General features: G+C 62.0%; 18 protein-coding genes and 1 riboswitch. Of the genes, 7 read left to right on the top strand and 11 right to left on the bottom strand.

All coding sequences use genetic code 11. The annotated features are described in order from the left end of the window. Positions 1 to 85: 85 nt before the first annotated feature. Entirely contained in the window at positions 86 to 832 is a 747-nt protein-coding gene (locus tag HBO12_RS14150) for an RsiV family protein (protein ID WP_169952256.1), read from the top strand. Here the strand turns inward: HBO12_RS14150 and cytX are convergent. Together cytX and thiC are read right to left on the bottom strand one after the other, a co-directional pair. Beyond that, positions 801 to 2,090, bottom strand: a complete 1,290-nt coding sequence (gene cytX / locus HBO12_RS14145) for a putative hydroxymethylpyrimidine transporter CytX (protein ID WP_170042438.1) — start codon at positions 2,088 to 2,090, stop codon at positions 801 to 803. The genes HBO12_RS14150 and cytX overlap by 32 nt on opposite strands. A gap of 130 nt (positions 2,091 to 2,220) precedes the next feature. After that, a complete protein-coding gene (thiC, locus tag HBO12_RS14140; protein WP_169952260.1) occupies positions 2,221 to 4,110 on the bottom strand; it encodes a phosphomethylpyrimidine synthase ThiC in 1,890 nt (629 codons plus the stop codon). A gap of 150 nt (positions 4,111 to 4,260) precedes the next feature. Further along, a riboswitch (TPP riboswitch) is annotated at positions 4,261 to 4,366 on the bottom strand. A 196-nt stretch (positions 4,367 to 4,562) separates the two neighbouring features. Between thiC and HBO12_RS14135 the strand changes: the two genes are divergently transcribed. Next, positions 4,563 to 6,002, top strand: a complete 1,440-nt coding sequence (locus HBO12_RS14135; protein ID WP_169952262.1) for a TolC family outer membrane protein — start codon at positions 4,563 to 4,565, stop codon at positions 6,000 to 6,002. 138 nt (positions 6,003 to 6,140) lie between these two features. On the opposite strand, the gene waaA is transcribed toward HBO12_RS14135, so the two are convergent. Together waaA and HBO12_RS14125 are read right to left on the bottom strand one after the other, a co-directional pair. Further along, a complete protein-coding gene (gene waaA, locus HBO12_RS14130) occupies positions 6,141 to 7,418 on the bottom strand; it encodes a lipid IV(A) 3-deoxy-D-manno-octulosonic acid transferase (RefSeq protein WP_170042436.1) in 1,278 nt (425 codons plus the stop codon). A gap of 23 nt (positions 7,419 to 7,441) precedes the next feature. After that, complete coding sequence (locus tag HBO12_RS14125) at positions 7,442 to 8,332, bottom strand: LysR family transcriptional regulator (RefSeq protein ID WP_169952266.1); 891 nt, start codon at positions 8,330 to 8,332, stop codon at positions 7,442 to 7,444. A gap of 105 nt (positions 8,333 to 8,437) precedes the next feature. Between HBO12_RS14125 and HBO12_RS14120 the strand changes: the two genes are divergently transcribed. The 4 genes from HBO12_RS14120 (at position 8,438) to HBO12_RS14105 (ending at position 11,850) form a co-directional block, all read left to right on the top strand. Next, on the top strand, positions 8,438 to 8,773 hold the full coding sequence (locus HBO12_RS14120) for a DMT family transporter (RefSeq protein ID WP_099170110.1): 336 nt from the start codon (positions 8,438 to 8,440) through the stop codon (positions 8,771 to 8,773). An 85-nt stretch (positions 8,774 to 8,858) separates the two neighbouring features. After that, positions 8,859 to 10,034 (top strand): NAD(P)/FAD-dependent oxidoreductase, encoded by a 1,176-nt coding sequence (locus HBO12_RS14115; RefSeq protein WP_170042435.1) that lies wholly within the window; start codon positions 8,859 to 8,861, stop codon positions 10,032 to 10,034. After that, positions 10,031 to 10,843, top strand: a complete 813-nt coding sequence (locus tag HBO12_RS14110; RefSeq protein WP_169952270.1) for an aldo/keto reductase — start codon at positions 10,031 to 10,033, stop codon at positions 10,841 to 10,843. Before HBO12_RS14115 ends, HBO12_RS14110 begins: the two co-directional genes overlap by 4 nt. Before the next feature lie 41 nt (positions 10,844 to 10,884). Beyond that, positions 10,885 to 11,850 (top strand): metal ABC transporter ATPase, encoded by a 966-nt coding sequence (locus HBO12_RS14105; protein ID WP_170042433.1) that lies wholly within the window; start codon positions 10,885 to 10,887, stop codon positions 11,848 to 11,850. 27 nt (positions 11,851 to 11,877) lie between these two features. Here the strand turns inward: HBO12_RS14105 and HBO12_RS14100 are convergent, their stop codons facing one another. The 3 genes from HBO12_RS14100 to msbA form a co-directional block, all read right to left on the bottom strand. Continuing rightward, positions 11,878 to 12,807 carry an NAD-dependent epimerase/dehydratase family protein gene (locus HBO12_RS14100; protein WP_170042431.1) on the bottom strand — a complete coding sequence of 310 codons (930 nt, stop codon included), beginning with the start codon at positions 12,805 to 12,807 and terminating at the stop codon, positions 11,878 to 11,880. An 11-nt stretch (positions 12,808 to 12,818) separates the two neighbouring features. Continuing rightward, on the bottom strand, positions 12,819 to 14,255 hold the full coding sequence (hldE, locus tag HBO12_RS14095; protein WP_170042429.1) for a bifunctional D-glycero-beta-D-manno-heptose-7-phosphate kinase/D-glycero-beta-D-manno-heptose 1-phosphate adenylyltransferase HldE: 1,437 nt from the start codon (positions 14,253 to 14,255) through the stop codon (positions 12,819 to 12,821). Between the two features lie 105 nt (positions 14,256 to 14,360). Then, entirely contained in the window at positions 14,361 to 16,181 is a 1,821-nt protein-coding gene (msbA, locus tag HBO12_RS14090; protein ID WP_169952278.1) for a lipid A export permease/ATP-binding protein MsbA, read from the bottom strand. Positions 16,182 to 16,305: 124 nt separating this feature from the next. Between msbA and HBO12_RS14085 the strand changes: the two genes are divergently transcribed. Further along, positions 16,306 to 16,962: a phosphotransferase gene (locus tag HBO12_RS14085; RefSeq protein ID WP_170042428.1), complete on the top strand. Its 657-nt coding sequence runs from the start codon at positions 16,306 to 16,308 to the stop codon at positions 16,960 to 16,962. Between the two features lie 2 nt (positions 16,963 to 16,964). On the opposite strand, the gene HBO12_RS14080 is transcribed toward HBO12_RS14085, so the two are convergent. From HBO12_RS14080 to HBO12_RS14065, 4 genes are all read right to left on the bottom strand, one after another. Then, the gene (locus HBO12_RS14080) at positions 16,965 to 18,437 is read right to left on the bottom strand and encodes a hypothetical protein (protein ID WP_170042427.1); all 1,473 of its coding nucleotides are present in this window, start codon (positions 18,435 to 18,437) and stop codon (positions 16,965 to 16,967) included. 159 nt (positions 18,438 to 18,596) lie between these two features. Beyond that, on the bottom strand, positions 18,597 to 19,502 hold the full coding sequence (locus HBO12_RS14075; protein ID WP_169952283.1) for a glycosyltransferase family 2 protein: 906 nt from the start codon (positions 19,500 to 19,502) through the stop codon (positions 18,597 to 18,599). Continuing rightward, positions 19,495 to 21,249, bottom strand: coding sequence for a carbamoyltransferase C-terminal domain-containing protein (locus HBO12_RS14070; RefSeq protein WP_169952285.1), 1,755 nt, complete (start codon positions 21,247 to 21,249; stop codon positions 19,495 to 19,497). The genes HBO12_RS14075 and HBO12_RS14070 overlap by 8 nt, the downstream gene beginning before the upstream one ends. Positions 21,250 to 21,400: 151 nt before the next feature. Continuing rightward, positions 21,401 to 21,742, bottom strand: coding sequence for a YceK/YidQ family lipoprotein (locus HBO12_RS14065; protein WP_346266505.1), 342 nt, complete (start codon positions 21,740 to 21,742; stop codon positions 21,401 to 21,403). Positions 21,743 to 21,888: the final 146 nt, after the last annotated feature.

The raw sequence follows: 21,888 nt of genomic DNA, 5'->3' as shown, positions 1-21,888 counted from the left end.
TAATCAGCTTAGTGGCGAACTGACTGGGATGCCGATAGTCCAAGCCCCATCTCTTTCGCTCTTCTCCGCTTTATGAAGGACGCCCATGTCGCTGTTAAAAGTCGCCTCCGTGGCCTGTATTGCCTTGACCCTCGGCGCTTGCCAGAGCCTGTTCCAATCCAGCTACCGTGCACCGCTGGAAGCCACCCGCGATGCCTCCGAGGTGGTGCAACCCGGCTGCACCACCGCCGACTGCCCACTGGTGAACATCGATACCGTGCATTTCGCCAACGAGCCCAAGCTCGATGCGCTGATCGAGCAACGCCTGCTGGAAATGACCCGCACCACGCCCGGCGCCCCATTGCCAGCGACACTGAACGCCTATCGGGAAAAATTCCTGCGCGAGTCCGGCCCGCGCAACAGCATGTACTTGCAGGCCAAGGTACGGGAGCAGCATGACGGCTTGGTGATCATCGAACTGTCCAGCTACCTGGACACCGGCGGCGCCCATGGCGAACCTGGCCGCGGCTTCATCAACTACTCGCGCCAGCAGCAAAAAAACCTGACCCTGGCGGACATGCTGCGCCCCGGCAAGGAAGACGCGTTCTGGAAAGCCGCCCAGGTGGCCCACAACAGCTGGCTGATCAGCACCCGCCTGAGCCTGGAGCCGGACTACGTGAAAAGCTGGCCCTTCCAGAAAACCCCGAACGTGGCGCTGACCTACGGCGCGGTAGTACTCAAGTACCCTACCGCCACCATCGCGCCCTACGCCATGGGCCACGTCGAGTTGCAGATTCCTTACGCTCGCCTCGACGGCATCATCAAGCCTGAGCTGGTGCCCGTGCGCCGCTGAAGGCGCGCCCGAGGATAAATTGCAGCAGCCCTGCCAGCACCAGTGCCGGCAGGGTCGCGCCAACATCCGGGTACAGATTGGCCAGCAGGTGATAGGTACTGATGCCCCCCAACCAAGCCAGCAGCGCCGGCCAACGCAGGCTTGCAACCAGCGCCTGGCCACGCCGGCGCAGGATGAAGTGGTCTACCAGCACCACACCAAACAGCGGCGCGAATACCGAGCCGATCAACAGCAGGAAGTTCTGATACTGGGCCAAGGGCGCAAAGCAGGCGATCAGCGTGCACACCAGCCCAATCGCCAGCGCCAGGTGCTCGACTTTCAGGCGCAACAGCATGCCGCTGGACACCGCCGCCGAGTGGATGTCGGCGAAGGCGTTTTCTGACTCATCCAACACAATCAGCAGCAGCGGAATCCCCAGGCCTGCCCCGGCCAACGCCAACAACAGCGCATTGACTTCACCACTGGGCGCGAACGCCAGGGTGTAGGCCACGCCCAGGCTCATCAGCCAGAAATTGCCGATAAAAAAGCCCAGGGCCGTGCCGCCGAACACACGGGTGGCGCGCTGGCCGAAACGTGAGTAATCGGCAATCAGCGGCAGCCAGGACAACGGCATGGCAATGGCGATATCAAACCCGACGGCAAACGGCAGCGAACCGTCGCCAGCCTGGGCCCACAGCGCGGCCAGGTCAGCCTTGGCGAACAGGTTCCAGGTCAGCCACAGGCACGCTGCCAGCAGCAGCCAGATTCCCCATTTGCGCAGGATCTTTCGCACAAAGGTCAACGGGCCGCTGATTGCGAGCAAAGTGGCGAGGCCGCCGAAGAACACGGTCCAGAGCAACGGGCTGGCCAACAGGCTGCCTGCACTGAAGGCGCGGGTGCCCAGCAGGCTGGCGGCATCGCGCATGACGATGATCTCGAACGAGCCCCAACCGATCAGTTGCAACAAGTTCAACAGCGCCGGCAGGCTGGCGCCTTTGGCACCCAGGCTGAGCTTGAGGGCGGCCATGGACGACAGGCCGGTGTCACTGCCGATCACCCCGACGGCGGCCAGTAACAGCACGCCCACCAGGGTCCCGAGGAAGATGGCCAGCAACGCCCCCGACAGGCCAAGCCCCGGCGCCAACAGTGCACCGGTTTGCAGGACCATCAGGCCGATGCCGAGGGAGAACCACAGGGAAAACAGATCGCGGGCGCCGAAGACACGTTTGTCTATTGGGACTGCAATGTCGGGAGAGTAGGTACTCGGTTGAATGCTCAAGGGGGTCATCTCAGAGGGACATTTGTTATTGGAGAGATTGCTATCGCGGGCAAGCCCGCTCCCACACATTCAAAAATGTGGGAACGAGCTTGCCCGCGATGAGGCCAGTAGAAGCACCTCCAATCCCAAGTCAGACCTTTTTGTAGAGCTGACTGCCTTCCTGCTTGAACCGCTGCGCCTGCTCGGCCAGGCCCTTGGCCACATCCACGTCCACCGCCTCGATGCGCTGGTTGGCCGCGTATTCGCGCACTTCCTGGGTGATTTTCATCGAGCAGAATTTCGGCCCGCACATCGAGCAAAAGTGCGCGACCTTGGCCGAATCCTTGGGCAGGGTTTCGTCGTGATAGGAGCGCGCGGTGTCCGGGTCCAGGCCGAGGTTGAACTGGTCTTCCCAGCGGAACTCGAACCGTGCCTTGCTCAACGCGTTGTCGCGGATCTGCGCACCGGGATGGCCCTTGGCCAAATCCGCCGCGTGGGCCGCAATCTTGTAGGTAATGATCCCGGTCTTCACGTCATCCTTGTTCGGCAAGCCCAGGTGCTCCTTGGGCGTGACGTAGCAAAGCATGGCGCAACCGAACCAGCCGATCATCGCCGCGCCGATGCCCGAGGTGATGTGGTCGTAGCCGGGCGCGATATCGGTGGTCAGCGGGCCCAGGGTGTAGAACGGCGCTTCGTCGCAGCACTCCAGCTGCTTGTCCATGTTCTCCTTGATCAACTGCATCGGCACGTGGCCGGGGCCTTCGATCATGGTTTGCACGTCGTGCTTCCAGGCGATCTTGGTCAGCTCGCCGAGGGTTTCCAACTCACCGAACTGCGCCGCATCGTTGGCGTCGGCAATCGAGCCCGGGCGCAGGCCATCGCCGAGGGAGAAGCTGACGTCATAGGCCTTCATGATTTCGCAGATTTCGTCGAAATGCGTGTAGGTAAAGTTCTCTTTGTGGTGCGCCAGGCACCACTTGGCCATGATTGAGCCGCCACGGGACACGATGCCGGTGACGCGCTTGGCGGTCAGCGGTACATAGCGCAGCAACACACCGGCGTGGATGGTGAAGTAATCGACGCCCTGCTCGGCCTGCTCGATCAAGGTGTCGCGGAACAGTTCCCAGGTCAGGTCTTCGGCGGCACCGCCGACTTTTTCCAGGGCCTGGTAGATCGGCACGGTGCCGATCGGCACCGGCGAGTTGCGGATGATCCACTCGCGGGTTTCGTGGATGTGCTTGCCGGTGGACAGGTCCATCACCGTGTCCGAGCCCCAGCGAATGCCCCAGGTCAGTTTCGCCACTTCTTCTTCGATGGACGAACCCAGGGCGCTGTTGCCGATGTTGCCGTTGATCTTCACCAGGAAGTTACGGCCGATGATCATCGGCTCCAGTTCGGTGTGGTTGATGTTGGCCGGGATGATGGCGCGGCCGCGGGCGATTTCTTCGCGTACAAATTCCGGGGTGATGATTTTCGGCACGCTGGCCCCGAAGCTGTGCCCGGCGTGTTGCTGGTCGAGCAGGCCACTGGCACGGGCTTCTTCAAGCTTCATGTTTTCGCGGATGGCGACGTATTCCATCTCGGCGGTAATGATGCCCTGGCGTGCGTAGTGCATCTGCGTGACGTTGGCCCCGGCCTTGGCGCGGCGCGGGTTTTTCACATGGGCAAAACGCAGGGCGGTCAGCTCGGCGTCGCTCAGGCGCTGTTGGCCGAAGTGCGAACTCAGGCCCGGCAGGCGCTCGGTGTCGCCACGGGATTCAATCCACGGCGAGCGCACATCGCCCAGGCCTTTGCGCACGTCAATGATCACGTTGGGGTCGGTGTACGGGCCGGAAGTGTCGTAGACCACCACGGGCGCATTGATCTCGCCGCCGAAATCGGTGGGGGTCACGTCCAGGCTGATTTCGCGCATCGGCACGCGGATATCCGGGCGAGTGCCCTGCACATAGACTTTTTGCGAGCGGGTAAACGGCTGCACGGATCCCGAGTCAACCTTGGCCGACTCACTCAAATGCACGGTGTTTTTTAGTTTTGTACTCATCACGGGCTCTCCAGACACATCCAGGCAGTGGATTTTTGTCGGAGCGAACCTGTGACGGACGGACGCACTGGAAGCAGTGCTGTGCTTGGCGCACGAGGGCTGTTCGATTGTCGAACAACATCCCGGACGAAGCACAAGAGGACTCGCCGGGTGACGAGAAATCTTGTTCCCTACGCAGGCGCTAACCTGATCAGGTTCAACGGGATCCGGTATTTACCGATCTCAGCCTCATAGCAAGGCACCCCGACAAGAACGCGGCCAGTCTAGACCATGGAGCAGGCAAATTGCCAATAGCGGTGCATTCAGCGTGATGAATGGCGCAATTACAGGATTGTTGTGCGGGGGTGTGGCCACTACACTCGCCTACTGTCTCAACGCCTTGACGCTATGGATTGCTCGTCGTAGCCTTGGGCGCTAAATTATCGCCGTAATATTTATCTAGGGATCGCCTCATGCTGCGCAAACTTTCACTGGCTCTTGCCGTGTCTTGTGCGACCAATGGAATGGTCTGGGCAGCAGAAGCGCCCTTGTCGACCAAAACCGACTTGGTCAGCGTCTACCAGGAAGCGGTGGACAACAACGCCGACCTGGCCGCCGCCCGCGCCCAGTACGGCGCGCAGAAAGAAGTGGTGCCCCAGGCCCGCGCCGGCCTGCTGCCCAACCTCTCGGCCGGTGCCGACGTGAACAACGTGCGCACCCAGATCGACACACCGTCGGCCACCGCCAATCGCGACGCCCATACCTGGCGCGCAACCCTGAGCCAGCCGCTGTTCCGCGCCGACCGCTGGTTCCAGTTGCAAGCTGCCGAAGCCGTCAATGAACAAGCTGCCCTGCAGCTGTCGGCCACCGAGCAGGAACTGATCCTGCAAAGCGCGGAAAACTACTTCGCCGTGCTACGCGCCCAGGACAACCTGGCCTCCACCAAGGCCGAAGAGGCCGCCTTCAAGCGCCAACTGGACCAGTCCAACGAGCGTTTTGACGTGGGCCTGTCGGACAAGACCGACGTGCTGCAATCCCAGGCCAGCTACGACACGGCGCGGGCCAACCGGATCCTCGCCCAGCGCCAGGTGGATGACGCGTTTGAAGCGCTGATCACCCTGACCAACCGCCAGTACAACGCGATCCAGGGCATTGTCCATACCCTGCCCGTTTTGCCGCCAGCACCCAACGACGCCAAGGCCTGGGTCGACACCGCCGGGCGCCAGAACCTGAACCTGCTGGCCAGCAACTATGCGGTCACCGCCGCCGAAGAAACCCTCAAGCAACGCAAGGCCGGCCACGCGCCGACCCTGGACGCGGTGGCGCAATACGAAAAAGGTGACAACGACGCCCTCGGTTTCAGCAACCCCAACGCCTTCGGCCAGCCCTATCGTGGCGACGTCGAGCAACGCACCATCGGCCTGCGCCTGAATATCCCGCTGTACAGCGGCGGCCTCACCAGCTCCCAGGTACGCGAATCCTATTCGCGCCTGGGCCAGACCGAACAGCAACGCGAAGGCCTGCGCCGCCAGGTGGTGGAAAACACCCGTAACCTGCACCGCGCGGTGAATACCGATGTAGAACAGGTGCAGGCACGCCGCCAGTCGATCATCTCCAACCAGAGCGCAGTGGAAGCCACGGAAATCGGTTACCAGGTGGGCACGCGCAATATCGTCGACGTGCTCGACGCCCAGCGCCAGCTGTACACCTCGGTGCGCAACTACAACAACAGCCGTTATGACTACATCCTCGACAACCTGCGCTTGAAACAGGCGGCGGGAACGTTGAACCCGGGGGATCTGCAGGACCTGGCGCGCTACCTGAAAGCTGACTACAACCCGGACAAGGATTTCCTGCCGCCGGACCTGGCCAAGGCCGCGGCCGAACAACTGAAGGCCCGCCCCAGCAACTAAACCCACCACATGACAACTGTGGGAGCGGGCTTGCCCGCGATGGCGGTGGGTCATGTAAGGATGTGCTGACTGGCCTACCGCTATCGCAGCGATGCGGCGACCCGACAAGCCAGCTCCTACATTTTTGACCGAGCTGGTTCAGGGTTTGAGCAGTCTGTCCAAGCCATCGAGCAAACGCTTCAACGCGCCCTGATTGGCCTGCATCACTTTGAGCCCCGCCAGCGCCCGCTTGTGCGCATCCTGTGGCAGTTCGAACAGTTGCCGCACTACCTCGGCCAACCCTTCGGCATCATCCACTTCCTGCAACGCCCCGGCGTCGCGCATCATTGCGGCGATTTCGAGGAAGTTGAACAGGTGCGGGCCGCTGATCACCGGCTTGGCCAGCGCCGCAGGCTCCAGCAGGTTGTGCCCGCCGTTGGGCACCAGGCTGCCGCCGACAAAGGCGCTGTCGGCCAAGGCGTAGAGAAACAGCAGCTCGCCCATGGTGTCGCCAAGCAATACCGAGGTGTCGGCATCGACCGGCGCCCCACTGGAGCGCTGCACCGTGGCAAAACCCTGCTGTTGGCACAGCTCCAGCACCGTGTTGAACCGCTCCGGATGACGGGGCACCAGGATCAACAGCGCGTTGGGGTAGCTGGCGAGCAACTGCCGGTGGGCTGCCAGCACCACTTCATCTTCGCCCTCGTGGGTACTGGCGGCGATCCATACCGGGCGCTCGCTGGCCTGCCACTGCTCACGCAACGCGGCGGCGCGTGCCAAAAGCGCTGGGTCGATGGTCAGGTCGAACTTGATCGAGCCGGTGACTTCGACCGTTTCCGGGCGCGCGCCCAGGCTGCGAAAGCGCTCGGCCTCGGTGGCGGTCTGCACCGCGAACAGGCTCATGTCTGCCAGCATCGGCGCGGTCAGCTTGGCGAAACGCCCGTAACCCTTGGCCGAACGTGCCGACAGCCGCGCATTGGCCAGGGCTACGGGTATCCCGCGCTTGGCGCATTGGTGAATATGGTTGGGCCACAGCTCGGTTTCCATGATGACCGCAAGCCTGGGCTGGACCCGGTCCAGGAAACGCTTGGCGGCACACGGCAAATCGTAGGGCAGGTAGCAATGCTGGATGCGCGGTTCGTTGGCAAACAGTGCCTGGATCCGCTCGGAACCGGTGGGCGTCATGCAGGTGACGGTGATCGGCAGCTGTGGATGACGCTCCAGCAAGCCGCGGATCATCGGTGCGGCGGCGATGCTCTCGCCCACCGACACCGCGTGCACCCAGATCCCGCCGGGTTTGAGTACCGGCAAACCGTAGGAAAAGCGCTCGCTGACGCGCTTGGCGTAGGCCGGCGCCTTGCGGGCACGTAGCCATAGTCGTAAGGCCACCAACGGCAGCGCCAGGTAAAACAGACAGCTGTAGAGAGTTCTATTCATGGCGGCGGAGTTTATCGGCTTTTTCAGCCGATCGCCTGCAAACACGCGGTAAAACGTTCGGCCAGAAAGCGCGCGGCCGGACCCAGGGGCTCATCGCGCCGCCACACCAGTTCCACCACCAAGGCCGGCGGCGTCCATTCGCTGTCCAGCTCGACCATCTGCCCGTGATAGGTCGGGTATTGCACCACATGCCGGGGCAACCAGGCCCAGCCCAGGCCACGGGCCAGCCATTCGGCCAGCACATAGAAGCTGTCGGCGCGCCACACCTGCGGGCTGGCCGCCTCGCTGCCGGGGTAGACGCTGGTCTGGGTCGACATCAGCAATTGGCGAAACTGCGCCAGGCGCTGGCAATCGACAAAACCTTCCCTGGCCAGCGGATGCCCGACGCCACACACCGTGACCATCTCCACACTGCCAACCACCCGCCGCTCAAGGGCTTCGGGGATCTGGTCGTGGTAAAACAGCAACCCCAGGTCAGCCTTGCGCTCCACCAGCTTGCGCGCGACATCGCCCTGGGCCGTGCTGGACAACTGCACCTCCAGGCTGGGAAATTTCCCCGCCAGCGCCTCTAGGCTGTCGAGTACCGGCTGATAGAGCATGGCTTCGTCCTGGGCCAGGCGCAGCCGTGCTTCTTCGCCGCGCATCAACGACAGGGCGCGGCCATTGAGGCGCTCACACTGGCGCAGCACTTCCCGGGCCTCCTCCAGCAGCACAGTGCCGGCCTCGGTCAGGCGTGGCTGGCGACCGCTACTACGCTCAAACAGGCTCACGCCCAGGTCGGCCTCCAGCAAGGCAATGCCGTTGCTCACCGCCGACTGCGCCTTGCGCTGGTGCCGTGCCACCGCCGAAAACGAGCGCTGCTCGGCGACGCTGACAAACAGGCGCATCTGCTCCAGGTTCCATTGCACGCTCATTGGCTAAACCCATCTTAAATTCGGATAGGTAATGACTTTACCCCATCTACGGATTCTCTAGAATGCCGGCCTTGTTATGCGCCCCTATTTCCGAGGAACACCCCCATGAACGCCGCCTACTACTACCTGGCCATTGCCATTTGCTCGGAAGTGATCGCCACCGTTTCCATGAAAGCGATCAAGGGCTGGAGCACGCCAATCCCGCTGCTGCTGGTTATCGTCGGCTACGGCGTGGCGTTCTGGATGCTCACGCTGGTGGTGCGCACCGTACCGGTGGGCGTGGCCTACGCGGTGTGGGCGGGGCTGGGGATCGTCATGGTCAGCATCGCAGCGCTGTTTATCTATGGGCAGAAGCTCGATCTGCCGGCGATGCTGGGGATGGGCTTGATCGTGCTGGGCGTGGTGGTGATTCAGTTGTTTTCGAAAACAGCCGGCCACTGACCTTCTACAGTTGTTGATCCTGGGCAAAGATCCCGCTGTCGAGTCTGTATACTTGGCCTCTTGTTCTGAACACTGAGGTCGCCCCATGCCATCCGTTATTTCCACCGACGTCCTGATTGTCGGCGCCGGGGTTGCCGGCCTCTGGCTCAACGCGCGCCTGCGCAGCCAGGGGTTTTCCACGATTGTGGTGGAAAACGCGACCCTGGGTGGCGGGCAGAGCGTGAAGTCCCAGGGGATCATTCACGGTGGTGCGAAATACGCCTTGCACGGTGCCCTGACCGGCGCTTCCGAAGCCATTGCCGACATGCCGCGACGCTGGCGTGAAGCGCTGGCGGGCACCGGCGAGCTGGACCTGACGGGCGTGCGCCTGCTGTCCCAGGCCCATTACCTGTGGTCGCCCGGCACCCTGGCCGGCAACCTCACCAGTTTCTTCGCCAGCAAGGCGGTGCGTGGCCGCGTCGACCAGGTCAAGGGCGACGATTTGCCGCCGGCCCTGCAAGACCGCCGCTTCAAGGGCAAGGTCTATCGCCTGGCCGAACTGGTGGTGGACGTGCCGAGCCTGATCGACCGCCTGGCGCAACTGGCCGGCGATGGCCTGCTCGCCGGGCAACAGATCGAGCCGCTGCTGGAAGGCGGCATCCTGGTCGGCCTGAAAGTCGATGGCCGGGCGATCCGCGCCCAGCGCATCGTGCTGAGTGCCGGCGGCGGCACCGCCGAGCTGCTGACGGCCCTGGGCCTGAGCCAGCCGGCCATGCAAAAGCGCCCGCTGCATATGATCATCGCCAAGGGCCCCGGCCTCAAACCCCTGTACGCGCACTGCCTGGGCGGCGGCACCAAGCCACGGATCACCATCACCACGCACCCGGCCGCCGATGGCCATTGGGTGTGGTACATGGGCGGTGATATTGCCGAGACCGAAGGCGTGCACCGCACGCCCGCCGAGCAAATCGCCACCGCGCAAAAGGAGCTGGCGCACCTGCTGCCGTGGATCGACATGAGCCAGACCCAGTGGGCAACCCTGCGGGTGGATCGCGCCGAGCCCCTGCAAACGGGCCTGACCCGGCCAGACAACGCGTTCCTCGCCGAACAGGGCCGCCTGTTGGTGGGCTGGCCAACCAAGCTGGCCCTGGCGCCGGACTTCGCCGACCGCGTGCTCAGCGCCCTGGAACGTGACGGCATCCAGCCAACCCCAAGCACGCCGCTGCCTGAACTGCCACGCCCAGCCATCGCCCAACCCGCCTGGGAGCAATTGTTGCCATGAGCCTGCCGACCCTGCATGACCTTCATCGCCCCCTGGGCAGCACCGGCCTGCTGGTATCGCCGCTGGGCCTGGGCACCGTGAAGCTGGGCCGCGACCAGGGGGTGAAGTACCCCAATGGTTTTCAGATCCCCAATGATGAAGAAGCGCGGATGTTGCTGCGCCAGGCGCGCGAGCTGGGGATCAACCTGATCGACACCGCACCGGCCTACGGCCATAGCGAAGAGCGCCTGGGGCCGCTGTTGCGCGGCCAGCGCCAGGACTGGGTGATTGTCAGCAAGGTCGGCGAAGAGTTTGCCGACGGCGTGTCCCACCATGACTTCAGCGCGGCCCATACCCGGTTGTCCGTGGAGCGCAGCCTGAAACGCCTGGAAACGGATTTCATCGACCTGGTGCTGGTGCATTCCGACGGCAATGACTTGCATATCCTTAATGACTGCGAGGTCTACCAGACCCTGGCGCAGCTCAAGGCCGAGGGCAAAATTCGCGGCTTCGGCTTCTCCGGCAAAACCGTCGAAGGCGGCGTGAAGGCTCTGGAACAAGGTGATTGCGCCATGGTCACCTACAATCTGAACGAGCAAAACGAAAAAGCCGTGATCGATTACGCCGCCGCCCATGGCAAAGGCATCCTGGTGAAAAAGGCCCTGGCCAGCGGCCATGCATGCCTTGAGCCTGGAGTGGATCCAATTCATGCCAGTTTCGTCTTGTTGTTTGCGCAAACGGGCGTGGCCAGTGCTATTGTCGGGACCATCAACCCGCTGCACCTTGCCCATAACGTGGCAACCGCTGCCAAGATCATTCGCCAATCCTGATGCCGCCGACGCGGCCGACCCCGACGCAAGAAGGAGCCGACATGCCGCGAACGCTCATAAGAAAAAACCCCAGTAACTTTAAAACACTGCCGCTGTACGTCGAAGCCACCCCCGAAGGCCTGAGCTACCAGAGCGTGGGCATGCCGCTCAACTTTGCCCAGACTCTGCAGCGGCGCAAGCCGGTGGAGGTGGCGGATGCCGAACGCTTCGCCCTGGAACTGGCCAACCTCGGCGTATCGGTGCGCCTGACACTGCACTGGCAAAACCGCGATTACTGGGTGTTGGTGCGCCAGCGCCGGCAGGACCGTGGCGATGTGGTGCTCAAGCTGATTTCCGGCTACGTACCGGCCCCTGAACTGAACCTGCCGTTGCACACGGCCATCCAGGAAATCGCCGAGGAATGCCTGCTGGAAACCCCGGAAGGCTGGCTCGGCGGGCGTTTCAACGACACCTGGCTGCCGGCGCCCTACTCCAGCGCGCTGCATTACCGTGAGGCCTTGCCGTTTCGCCTGTCACCGCTGTCCGGCGCCGCCCGCCCGGTGCGCTGCGCCAGCATGCAACTGATCGAACGCCCCCGGGCCTATGTGCACCTGCCCACGGCCTCCCTGCAATTGATCTATGACCTGCGCCTGGAAGTGCCCAAGGAAGCCAAGTCCTTGAGCCTGTTCCATGTGGACGAACGTCTGGAGGGCGATCAACTGGTGGCGCGCCTGGACCGCCAGCGCCCGGACCTGTACCTGATGCCCCTGAAGGACGGCCAGCCGTGCGCCGAGCTGTATACCCTGAAGAAGGATCAACTGATCCCGGCGAGCACACGCGGCTTGTACCTGGCCGAGAGTTTTGCCCAGCAGGAAGGCTGGCTGGTGCGCGATGAGCGGATCCGCTGGAAGGACTGGCTCAGGCAACAGGGCCTGAGCGCGCCAGAGAAGGAATCGAAGTTGAGCCAGTTGACCGGGCGGGCCAGGCAGATCTTGCGCAAGATGGTGCCGAAGAAGGCGGGTCGCTGAAGCAGCCCCGCCTGTGGCGAGCGGTATCTATTGGTTGAGTAGTTTTTCCAGCCCGGCCTTCAGCGGCGTCGGCTCAGGCAATGTGAAGCTCGCCGCCAAGCGCTGGTTGTTGGCCCTGGAATGCCGGATATCCCCCGAGCGCGGCGCGGTGTAGCTGACAGCCGGCAATGAGCCGACGATTTGCGACAGCGCCTGCAGCAACTGCTTGAGGGTGGTGGTGCGGTTCCAGCCGACATTGATCGCGCCCAGCGGCGCATCGGCCATTTCCACGGCTTGCACCAGCACGGCTACCAGATCCCCGACGTACATGAAGTCACGGGTTTGCTCACCGTCGCCGAATACGGCAATCGGCAGGCCTTTTTGCGCGCGCTCGCTGAAGATGCTGATCACCCCGGAATACGGCGATGAAGGATCCTGGCGCGGCCCAAAGATGTTGAAGAAGCGGAAAATCACCGGCTCCAGGCCATGCTGGCGACGGTAGAAGTCAAAATAGTGCTCGCTGGCCAGCTTGTCCGAAGCGTATGGCGTCAACGGTGCCTTGGCGGTTTGCTCATCGATGGAGTCGCCTTCGCCGTTGTTGCCATACACCGCCGCACTGGAAGCAAACACCACGCGCTTGACCCCAGCCTGGCGCATGGCTTCGCAAACATTGAGGCTACCCACGAAGTTGCTCTGGTGCGTACTGACCGGGTCATCCACCGACGCCTGCACCGAAGCGACTGCCGCCAGGTGCACTACCGCCGTAACCCCTACCGCTGCACGAGCGACCAGTGCGGCATCGGCCACATCGCCTTCGAGCAGTTGCAGGCGTGGGTTGTCCAGCGGCAGGTTGCTGCGCTTGCCGGTGGACAGGTTATCCAGCACGCGCACCGCGTAGCCCTTGGCCAGCAGTGCATCGACCAGATTGGAACCGATAAAGCCAGCACCACCGGTAATCAGTACGAGAGCATCAGACATAGCGGCAAACCCTATTGAGCAGCATCGTTGGTTTGGCGAATTTTTTCGACAATCGCGGTGGTCGAGCTGTTTTCCACCAACCCCAGGACTTTGACCTTGCCGCCATAGGCGTTGACGATATCGGCGCCGACCACCTGGTCGACCGAGTAGTCGCCGCCCTTGACCAACACGTCCGGCTTGACCTGGGCCAGCAGGTTTTCCGGGGTGCCCTCGGAGAAACTGATCACCCAGTCCACCGCGCCCAACCCAGCCAGGACCGCCATGCGCCGATCCACACTGTTGATTGGCCGGCCAGGGCCTTTGAGGCGGCTGACCGAAGCATCGTCGTTGATCGCCACGATCAGGCGATCACCCTGGGCGCGGGCCTGCTCCAGGTAAGTCACATGGCCGGCGTGCAGGATGTCGAAGCAACCGTTGGTGAAAACGATGCTTTCGTTATGGGCACGGGCATCGTCAATCGCCAGCAGCAATTGCTCAAGGCTCAACACGCCGCGCTCCGAGCCTTCCTCGCGCTGGATCGCACGGCGCAGTTCCGGGGCGCTGATGGATGCCGTACCCAGTTTGCCCACCACAATGCTCGCCGCCAGGTTGGCCAGGGCCACCGCGTGGGGCAATTCCTCACCGGCTGCGATCGCCGCCGCCAGGGTGGAAATAACGGTGTCGCCGGCGCCGGTGACGTCGAATACTTCCCGCGCCCGCGCCGGCAGGTGCATGGCCGGGTGGCCGGGGCGCAGCAGGGTCATGCCGTGTTCGCCACGGGTCACCAGCAAGGCACCGAGGTCGAGGTCGGCCATCAGGCGTGCGCCTTTGCTCACCAAGTCGTGCTCATCGGCGCAGCCGCCGACGATGGTTTCAAATTCGCTGAGGTTCGGCGTGATCAGGCTGGCGCCCCGGTAGACCGAGAAGTCCTTGCCCTTGGGATCGGCCAGCACCGGGATACCCCGGGCCTTGGCGGCCTGGATCAGCACCTGGTGGTTTTTCAACGCGCCTTTGCCGTAGTCCGACAGCACCAGCACCTTGATGCCTTCGAGCAACGTGTCGACCTGGTCACTGAGGGCCAGGGCGTCGGTGGCGAAGGGTTCTTCAAAATCGATACGCAGCAATTGCTGGTGACGGCTCATGACCCGCAGCTTGACGATGGTCGGCTGGTGGGCAATGCGCTGGAACAGGGCACGCACGCCAGCGCCGCGCAGGCTGTTGGTCAGGCTGTCGGCGGCTTCGTCGTCGCCGGTCACGCCGACCAGGGAGGCCGGGGCGCCGAGTGCAGCGATGTTAAGGGCGACGTTGGCAGCGCCGCCTGGACGGTCTTCGATTTGCTCGACCTTGACTACCGGTACCGGTGCCTCAGGGGAAATCCGTGAGGTACCGCCATGCCAGTAACGGTCGAGCATGACATCGCCGACCACCAAGACAGGGGCTTGATCGAATCGCGGCATGGACAACTTCATGGAGCAACCCACATACAAAATGAACAGGGGCGCGATATTAGCACAGGGAAAAGCATCGACCGATTCAATCCTGGCGGTCGATCCCAGCCTGGCTGCAATAGCGCCTCAATAGGCATCTGTCACGTGGGAGGGCGCCACAGGGTCACCTTCTTCGAACTCCTTGGCGTGCAAGCGGGCGTAGTAACCGTTCTTCGCCAGCAGCTCGACATGGGTGCCGCGCTCGACAATCTGGCCGTCGTCCATCACCAGGATCAGGTCGGCTTTCTCGATGGTGCTCAGGCGGTGGGCAATCACCAGGGTCGTGCGGTTCTTCACCACATGGTCCAGGGCCGCCTGGATATGGCGCTCGGACTCGGTGTCCAGGGCCGAAGTCGCCTCGTCGAGAATCAGCAGCGGCGCATCCTTGAGCAAGGCCCGGGCAATCGCAATGCGCTGGCGCTGGCCGCCAGACAGCAGCACGCCATTCTCGCCCACCAGGGTTTCGTAGCCCTGGGGCATCTTCACGATGAACTCGTCGGCATAGGCTTCGCGAGCGGCATGGTGTACCGCGTCTGCGGGCGCTCCGGCCAGGTCGCCATAGGCGATGTTGTTGGTCACGGTGTCATTGAACAAGGTGACCTGCTGGGTCACCAGGGCAATTTGCCGGCGCAGGTTGCGCAGGGTGAAATCCTGCACGCGTACGCCGTCGAGCAGAATCTGCCCCTGTTCGTGCTGATAGAAGCGCGGGATCAAGCCCGCCAGGGTCGACTTGCCGCTGCCCGAACGCCCCACCAGCGCGACCATTTGCCCAGGCTCGACGATAAAGCTGATGTCGTTGAGCACCTTCTTGTCGCTTTCCGGGTATTGGAAGCTGAGGTTGCGCACTTCAATGCGCCCAGCCAGACGTTCATGCTCGATCACGCCCTGGTCGACTTCGACCGGCTCATCCAACTGCTCGAAAATACTCTCGGCACCCGCCACGCCCTTTTGGATGGTCGAGCTGACTTCGGACAGCTGGCGAATCGGCTTGGGCAACAGGCCGGCCATGGTGATGTAGGCCACCAGGTCGCCGGGCGAGGCATCGCCACGCAAATACAGGACCAGGAACATGACCACGGCCATCGCACTGTAGGTCACCAACTGCAGCATCGGCGTGTACACCGCGCCGGTCTTGGTCATCGCCAGTTGTTTCTCGGTATTGCTCAGGCTCGCCTGCTCGAAGCGCACCTTTTCATATTTCTCGCCGCCAAAGCTGCGGACCACACGGTAGCCGTGGATCGTCTCGGAGGCCACATGGGTCACGTCGCCCATGGACACCTGGATTTTCTTGCTTTGCTTGCGGAATTTACGGCTGGTGCTGTTCACCATCATGCCGATCACCGGCAGGATCGCCAGCATCACCAGGGTCAGCTTCCAGTTCATCCACACCAGGGTGCAGAACAGGAAAATCACGGTCATGCCTTCGCGGATAACCACCTTGATCGCATCGGTGGCTGCACCGGTGACCATGGTGACGTTGAAGGTAATGCGCGAAATCAGGTGGCCGGAGTTGTTCTTGTCAAAAAAGCGGTTGGGCAACTCCAACAGTTTGTTGAACAGCACCACGCGCAGGTCGTGGACCAGGCCCAGGGAAACCCGTGCCAGGAAGAAGTTGCCGAGGAACGAACCCACGCCCTGCCAGGCCGCGATCAGCACGATCATCAGCGGCACGGTTTCCAGTAACTGCAACTTGCCCAGATAAGGGTTGCCGGGGAACAGGCTGGCCTCGGGATTCGCCAGGCCATCGACGAAATACTTGAGGATATAAGCGAGCATCGGCTGGGTCGATGCGAAGATCAGGAACCCGACGATACTCAGGATGAACAGACCCACATAAGGCCGTACGTAAGTCAGGAGGCGGAAGTAAATCGCCAGCGTCGACTGGGTTTTCGGTTCAGGACTGCTCATGGGAATCCGCGCAAATCAGTAAGGCGCGGATCATATCACAGGCCTCTTCGCCCCAAAAAACATGAGCAGGGGCCAGCCTTGCATCAAGTCGGTTAAGATAACCGGCTATTGATGGGAGTCAGGCATGCAAGTAATCGATCACAACACCTATGAGGCATTGCGCGCCGGCGCGCAGGTGCTGGAAGCCGATGGTTCTGGCGACAAGGTGCTCCGGTTGACCGATGGTTGCATGCTCAAACTGTTCCGGCGCAAGCGCCTGCTCAGTTCGGCGCTGTTCTACCCGTATGCCCAGCGCTTCGCCAACAACACCCGCGCATTGCAGCAACGGGATATCCCCTGCCCGCGCATCATTGCGGTGTATCGCATTCCCAGCATTGCGCGGGACGCGGTGTATTACAGCCCGCTGGCCGGGGAAACCATCCGCCAGTTGAAACTCGCCAAGGCCGAGGCCGACGCCTTGCGTGTGCGCCTGGGCTGTTTCATTGCGCAACTGCATGAGAAGGGCGTGTACTTTCGCTCGCTGCACTTTGGCAACGTGGTCCTGACTCCGGAAAACACCCTGGGGCTGATCGACATTGCCGACCTGAGTTGCCAGGCCGCCGCCCTGAGCCAGAGCAAGCGCCTGCGTAACTTCAGCCATCTGCGGCGCTATCCCGAGGATCGGCAATGGCTGCTGGGCGATGATGCCGGGCAAGCCTTCTTCGATGGCTATCGCCAGGGCTTGCCGGCCGGCAGTCGGCAGGCGCCGCTGATTGAGCGCCTGCGGCAATTACTGGACTGACTTCACCGGGTGATGATCAGCACCGTGGCGCCTCGGCGATTGGCGAAGCGCTCGACGATGCGCATGTTGCGCTCGGCCAGCCAACTGATGAGCCAGGGCTCGTTACCGCGGGCTTCGATCAGGAAATAGCGGAATTGATCCGCATAGGCCGGCGACATCGCCGCTTCCCGGGTCAATTGCTTGAGCAGATAACCACGCCCGGCGTAATAACCGATCCGGCCGTCATCGAAATACGCTGGGACATCCGGCTCGACATTCGCCGCCATCCAGCGCCCCGCGTCAACGTACTGGACCTTGCCCGGCCCGGTGGACACCACATTGGACAACATCACCAAAAGGCAGACCGCCACCAGACCCTTGCCCAGGCGCGGGAACTGTTGGGCAAACATCTGCATCGCCAAGGCCAGCGCCGGCACAAACAGTAGGTTCAGGAAGCTCATGTAGCGCAAGTTCATGAACTGCTGCTGGATAAAGAACAGCAGCAATACCAACAGGTACAACAGCGCCGCCCAGGCAAAAGGCCGGTATTCGTGCCAGTAGCGCTTGATCGCCTGCCAATTGCGGCCACGCAAAAACGGCACGGCAAACGGACCGCAAATATTTACAAAGCCGATGGCCATGGCCGCCAGGATGCCAAAAAAGATGATGCGTCCGGCTTCATCCTGGGAGTACTTGTTGATCAGCGAGTTGGCGAACTGATCGCGCAGCAAGTCAAACGACGCCAGCACCTGGTTGGGGTTGATCAAGCCCAGATAGTAGTCAACACGAGCCGATGTAAAACCATCCGTGGCCGAGACCAGCACTATCCCCGCCACGACACCCAACAGCGGCAGCGCCACAAACTGCAGGAGCGCCAGGCGCCGCTCGCGCACCCACAGGCCAGGCAACTGCCATAAGCCCAACGCCGGCAACAGCAACAACGCTTCCAGCCGGAAGGCTGCCGCCGCGACAATCACCAGGTGGATGATTGCCGCCCGCAGCCATCCACCGCGGGCCTGCCAGCGCATGGCCAGCCAAAGCGTCAGGATGCAGAAGAACCAGAAGCCGAACTCACGCAGGATCTCGCCACGAAACTGGTTGAACGCAGGCATCGCCAACACCACCAGGCAAGCCCAAGGCGCCACCTGCACCGAGCGTTGGCGCACGCAGTCAACCAGTAGCGCACAGGTCCCCGCAGCAAACAGCGAACACCACAAGTACGCACTCAGTTCTATGGGCAGGGCTGAAACCGAATGGGTGCCCGCCAGGAGCAGAGAGAACCAGGGCCAGTTGAATACGGCAAAGGCGGCTTTCGGGCCATGGACGTGAGCGTCCTGGGCAATGGTCAGGTAGAAAGCAGCATCACGTCCGACAGTCGCTGCGCCCAGCACAGCGATCAGGGACAGCAGCAGGCTCCCAAAAAATGCCACTCGAACAGGATGCTCGACGACAATACTCAACACCCGGGCCCACAACTTGCTGCCTATACCAACCACACCCCCCCCTTAAAACCTGGCGTCACATCGCGTGCACAAGATTTGAAAACATACATTCCAGAAAAACCACTGCACCACGAAAACCCAGCGCCCAGTCATTGCAATCAACTCGGTGCTGCATAGGTAATTCCCGGCGTAGCGTAACAGGCTATAAAGCGCTTACTTGAACATCAGCTGAAGCGCCTTGCGTGTGTACGACCAGCGCGTCAGGGCGCGCCAGTCGGTACGTACCGCCTGGCAGTAAAACTGCCTGGCAAGCGTGTATTCCCCAGCACTGAAGCAATTGCGAAACAACGACAGGCAGCGCTGCGCGAGAAACGCACTGCGCAGGCCTTGCAACTCTGCTGGCATACGCACCGGCGAAAACACCTCGTCTACCAGGCTCACGCCCGCCGCGACACTGTGGTTGATGTCATGTCGCAAGCTGTCCGCATGCTTGTAGATCAGCGCCAGTGGCTGGTCGATGACCGTGCAAGGCACGCGCGCCAGGGCCTGGGCAAACACCGGGATATCCTCGGCGTTACGCATGCGCTCCGGGTAGTTGCCCACCGCGAAGATGTCGCGGTGCATGGCGCAAGCGCCATTGGAGATCGCGATGGTCTTGTCCAGCAAGTACCCGCGAACCCGCTGGTATGGGGTGGCAGGCAGCGGCTTGACGGCATGCAGGCGGCGCTTGCCATCTTCAAATACCGACCAGTGGCCACCGATGATCAGGCGGCTATCCGGGTGAGCAGCAATATGCTGCGCAACCAGGGCCAGGGCGCCTGGGGCCATTTCATCATCGGCGTCGAGGAACATCAGGTACTGGCCCGCAGACTCCTCAATCCCGCGATTGCGCACCGAGGCCAGGCCGCCATTGGGCTTGCGCAGGGCCTGGAAACGCCCGGGGTGCTTGGCCAGCAGAGCTTCCAGCACCTGCGGCGTCTCATCGGTAGAGCCGTCATCAATCACCAACAGCTGCGCATCGGCTTCGTCGAGTTGCGCCAGCACCGACTCAACCGCGCGCCCCAGGGTGCGCGCGTAGTTGTAGGCCGGGATGACGACGCCAATCAGTGCTTCAGTCAACGGCTTGCCCTTCCACACCGTCTTTGACGACCAGGATGTCTTCCATGATCAGGTACTGCAGGTCGGAGCCGAAGAACATGTTCAGGGCGTCGGTCGGCGAGCAGATCATCGCTTCGCCGCGGCGGTTGAGCGAGGTGTTCAGGGACACACCGTTGCCGGTCAGCACTTCCAGCTCTTTCATCATGTCGTAGTAGCGCGGGTTGTACTCGCGCTTGAGCACCTGGGCGCGGGAGGTGCCATCTTCATGGACCACTTCCGGCACGCGGGTTTTCCACTCTTCGGCCACTTCAAAGGTGAAGGTCATGAACGGGGCCGGGTGATCGACCTTGATCATCTGCGGGGCCACGGTGTCGAGCATCGACGGGCAGAAAGGCCTCCAGCGCTCGCGGAACTTGATCTGGTGGTTGATCCGATCAGCCACGCCCACGGCGCTCGGGCAACCAATGATCGAACGCCCGCCCAGGGCGCGCGGGCCAAACTCCATGCGGCCCTGGAACCAGGCCACCGGGTTGCCGTCGACCATGATCTGGGCGATGCGCTTGGGCATGTCGTCGATCTGGCGCCACTTCGGCTTGCTCGGGTGCTTGGCGCACGCGGCAATCACTTCTTCATTGCTGTAGGACGGGCCGAGATAGACGTGTTCCATCTTCTCTACCGGTACCCCACGGGCATGGGACACATAGGCCGCCGCGCCCACGGCAGTGCCGGCATCGCCGGACGCCGGCTGCACGAACAGCTCCTTGACGTCGTCGCGGGCAATGATCTTCTGGTTCAACTTGACGTTCAGCGCGCAGCCGCCGGCGAAGGCCAGCTTGCCGGTTTCCTTGAGGATATCGCCCAGGTAATGGTCGATCATCTGCAAGGCCAGTTTCTCGAACAGCGCCTGCATGCTGGCTGCGTAGTGGATGTACGGCTCGTCGGCGATGTCGCCTTCACGCTTGGGACCCAGCCACTCAATCAGTTTTGGCGAGAAGTAGAAGCCCTTGCCCTTCTCTTTATAGCGGCGCAGGCCGATGACGTTGGCGTAGTCGGTGTTGATCACCAGCTCGCCATTTTCAAAGGAAGCCAGGCGCGAGAAATCGTACTTGCTGGCATCGCCATAGGGTGCCATGCCCATGACCTTGAACTCGCCGTCGAGCATTTCAAAGCCGAGGAACTCGGTGATCGCGCCGTACAGGCCGCCCAGGGAGTCCGGATCGTAGAATTCCTTGATCTTGTGGATCTTGCCGTTTTCGCCGTAGCCGAAGAAGGTGGTGGCGTACTCGCCCTTGCCGTCGATCCCGAGGATCGCGGTCTTCTCCTGGAAACCCGAGCAGTGATAGGCGCTGGAAGCGTGGGCCAGGTGGTGTTCAACCGGCTCGATCTTGATCTTCTTCGGATCGAAGCCCAGTTGTTCCAGGCACCAGACAATCTTGTTGCGGTAGCGCTTGTAGCGCCGGTTGCCCATCAGGATCGCGTCAAGGGCGCGGTCCGGGGCATACCAGTAACGCTTGGCATAGTGCCAGCGAGCCTCGCCGAACAAGCTGATCGGGGCAAACGGGATCGCCACCACATCAACGTCGGAGGGTTTGATGCCAGCCTGTTCCAGGCAGAACTTCGCCGACTCGTAGGGCATGCGGTTCTTTGCATGTTTATCGCGTACGAAGCGCTCTTCTTCGGCGGCCGCGATCAGCTTGCCGTCGATATACAACGCTGCGGAAGGATCATGGCTAAGGGCGCCGGACAGGCCAAGAATCGTCAATGCCACTGGGGTCTAGCCTCTTTTAGTCTGCATGCAGGCGCTGGCGCCTGAAAAAATGTGAGCCCCTCGCCTCGGCGAGAAAAGCTAAAGGGCGGGATTATAGCTTAAAAGCGGCAAAACGCCTCTAGCCGCAAATGGCACGGAGAAACAAGAGGCATCATCGGAAAATCTCGATACTGCCGTCTCGATTTTGCCGGTAGACGGTGTAGGGCAGTACCAAAGTATCGAGAACGCCCGATAGCACGAAATCAATGGCTATCCACGGCACCGAGGCGATCTGCTGGTCTTCCAGGCTTTTTTTGCTGTTGGGTTCGCCATTGAGGGAGCAGAAGTCATACACCACCCCGCTGTAGATACGGGGCACGCTCTCGCAGTGGCTGCGCAGGTCCTTGAGCTTCTGGCTGGCCACCGCGTCTTCGCGAAACACCGTATTCAGGGTGCCGCAGGCCGTGGTCGAAAGGACAATGGCGGCGAGCAGCAGAATGTTTGTAGGATTCACGGGTAACCCTCTTTGGTATGGGGCGCACAGCCTAACCCAAGACTGTGTAAGACGAATATGCCGGCATTTTGCGGGAATATTCTTCAAAAAACGCCGCGCAGAATCGTTAAACTCGCGCCCTTTTTCCGCGCCCGCGCTGCGCGTCA

The sequence above is a fragment of the Pseudomonas sp. WS 5059 genome (assembly GCF_012985525.1).
Classification (GTDB): Bacteria; Pseudomonadota; Gammaproteobacteria; order Pseudomonadales; family Pseudomonadaceae; genus Aquipseudomonas.
The sequence above is the reverse complement of the archived record's forward strand: the minus strand, read 5'-3'. Positions and strand labels throughout refer to the sequence as shown.

Coding starts and splice junctions, on each gene's coding strand:
- HBO12_RS14150 (WP_169952256.1), top strand. CDS start 86: ATGTCGCTGTTAAAAGTCGCCTCCGTGGCCTGTATTGCCTTGACCCTC.
- thiC (WP_169952260.1), bottom strand. CDS start 4,110: ATGAGTACAAAACTAAAAAACACCGTGCATTTGAGTGAGTCGGCCAAG.
- HBO12_RS14135 (WP_169952262.1), top strand. CDS start 4,563: ATGCTGCGCAAACTTTCACTGGCTCTTGCCGTGTCTTGTGCGACCAAT.
- waaA (WP_170042436.1), bottom strand. CDS start 7,418: ATGAATAGAACTCTCTACAGCTGTCTGTTTTACCTGGCGCTGCCGTTG.
- HBO12_RS14125 (WP_169952266.1), bottom strand. CDS start 8,332: ATGAGCGTGCAATGGAACCTGGAGCAGATGCGCCTGTTTGTCAGCGTC.
- HBO12_RS14120 (WP_099170110.1), top strand. CDS start 8,438: ATGAACGCCGCCTACTACTACCTGGCCATTGCCATTTGCTCGGAAGTG.
- HBO12_RS14115 (WP_170042435.1), top strand. CDS start 8,859: ATGCCATCCGTTATTTCCACCGACGTCCTGATTGTCGGCGCCGGGGTT.
- HBO12_RS14110 (WP_169952270.1), top strand. CDS start 10,031: ATGAGCCTGCCGACCCTGCATGACCTTCATCGCCCCCTGGGCAGCACC.
- HBO12_RS14105 (WP_170042433.1), top strand. CDS start 10,885: ATGCCGCGAACGCTCATAAGAAAAAACCCCAGTAACTTTAAAACACTG.
- HBO12_RS14100 (WP_170042431.1), bottom strand. CDS start 12,807: ATGTCTGATGCTCTCGTACTGATTACCGGTGGTGCTGGCTTTATCGGT.
- hldE (WP_170042429.1), bottom strand. CDS start 14,255: ATGAAGTTGTCCATGCCGCGATTCGATCAAGCCCCTGTCTTGGTGGTC.
- msbA (WP_169952278.1), bottom strand. CDS start 16,181: ATGAGCAGTCCTGAACCGAAAACCCAGTCGACGCTGGCGATTTACTTC.
- HBO12_RS14085 (WP_170042428.1), top strand. CDS start 16,306: ATGCAAGTAATCGATCACAACACCTATGAGGCATTGCGCGCCGGCGCG.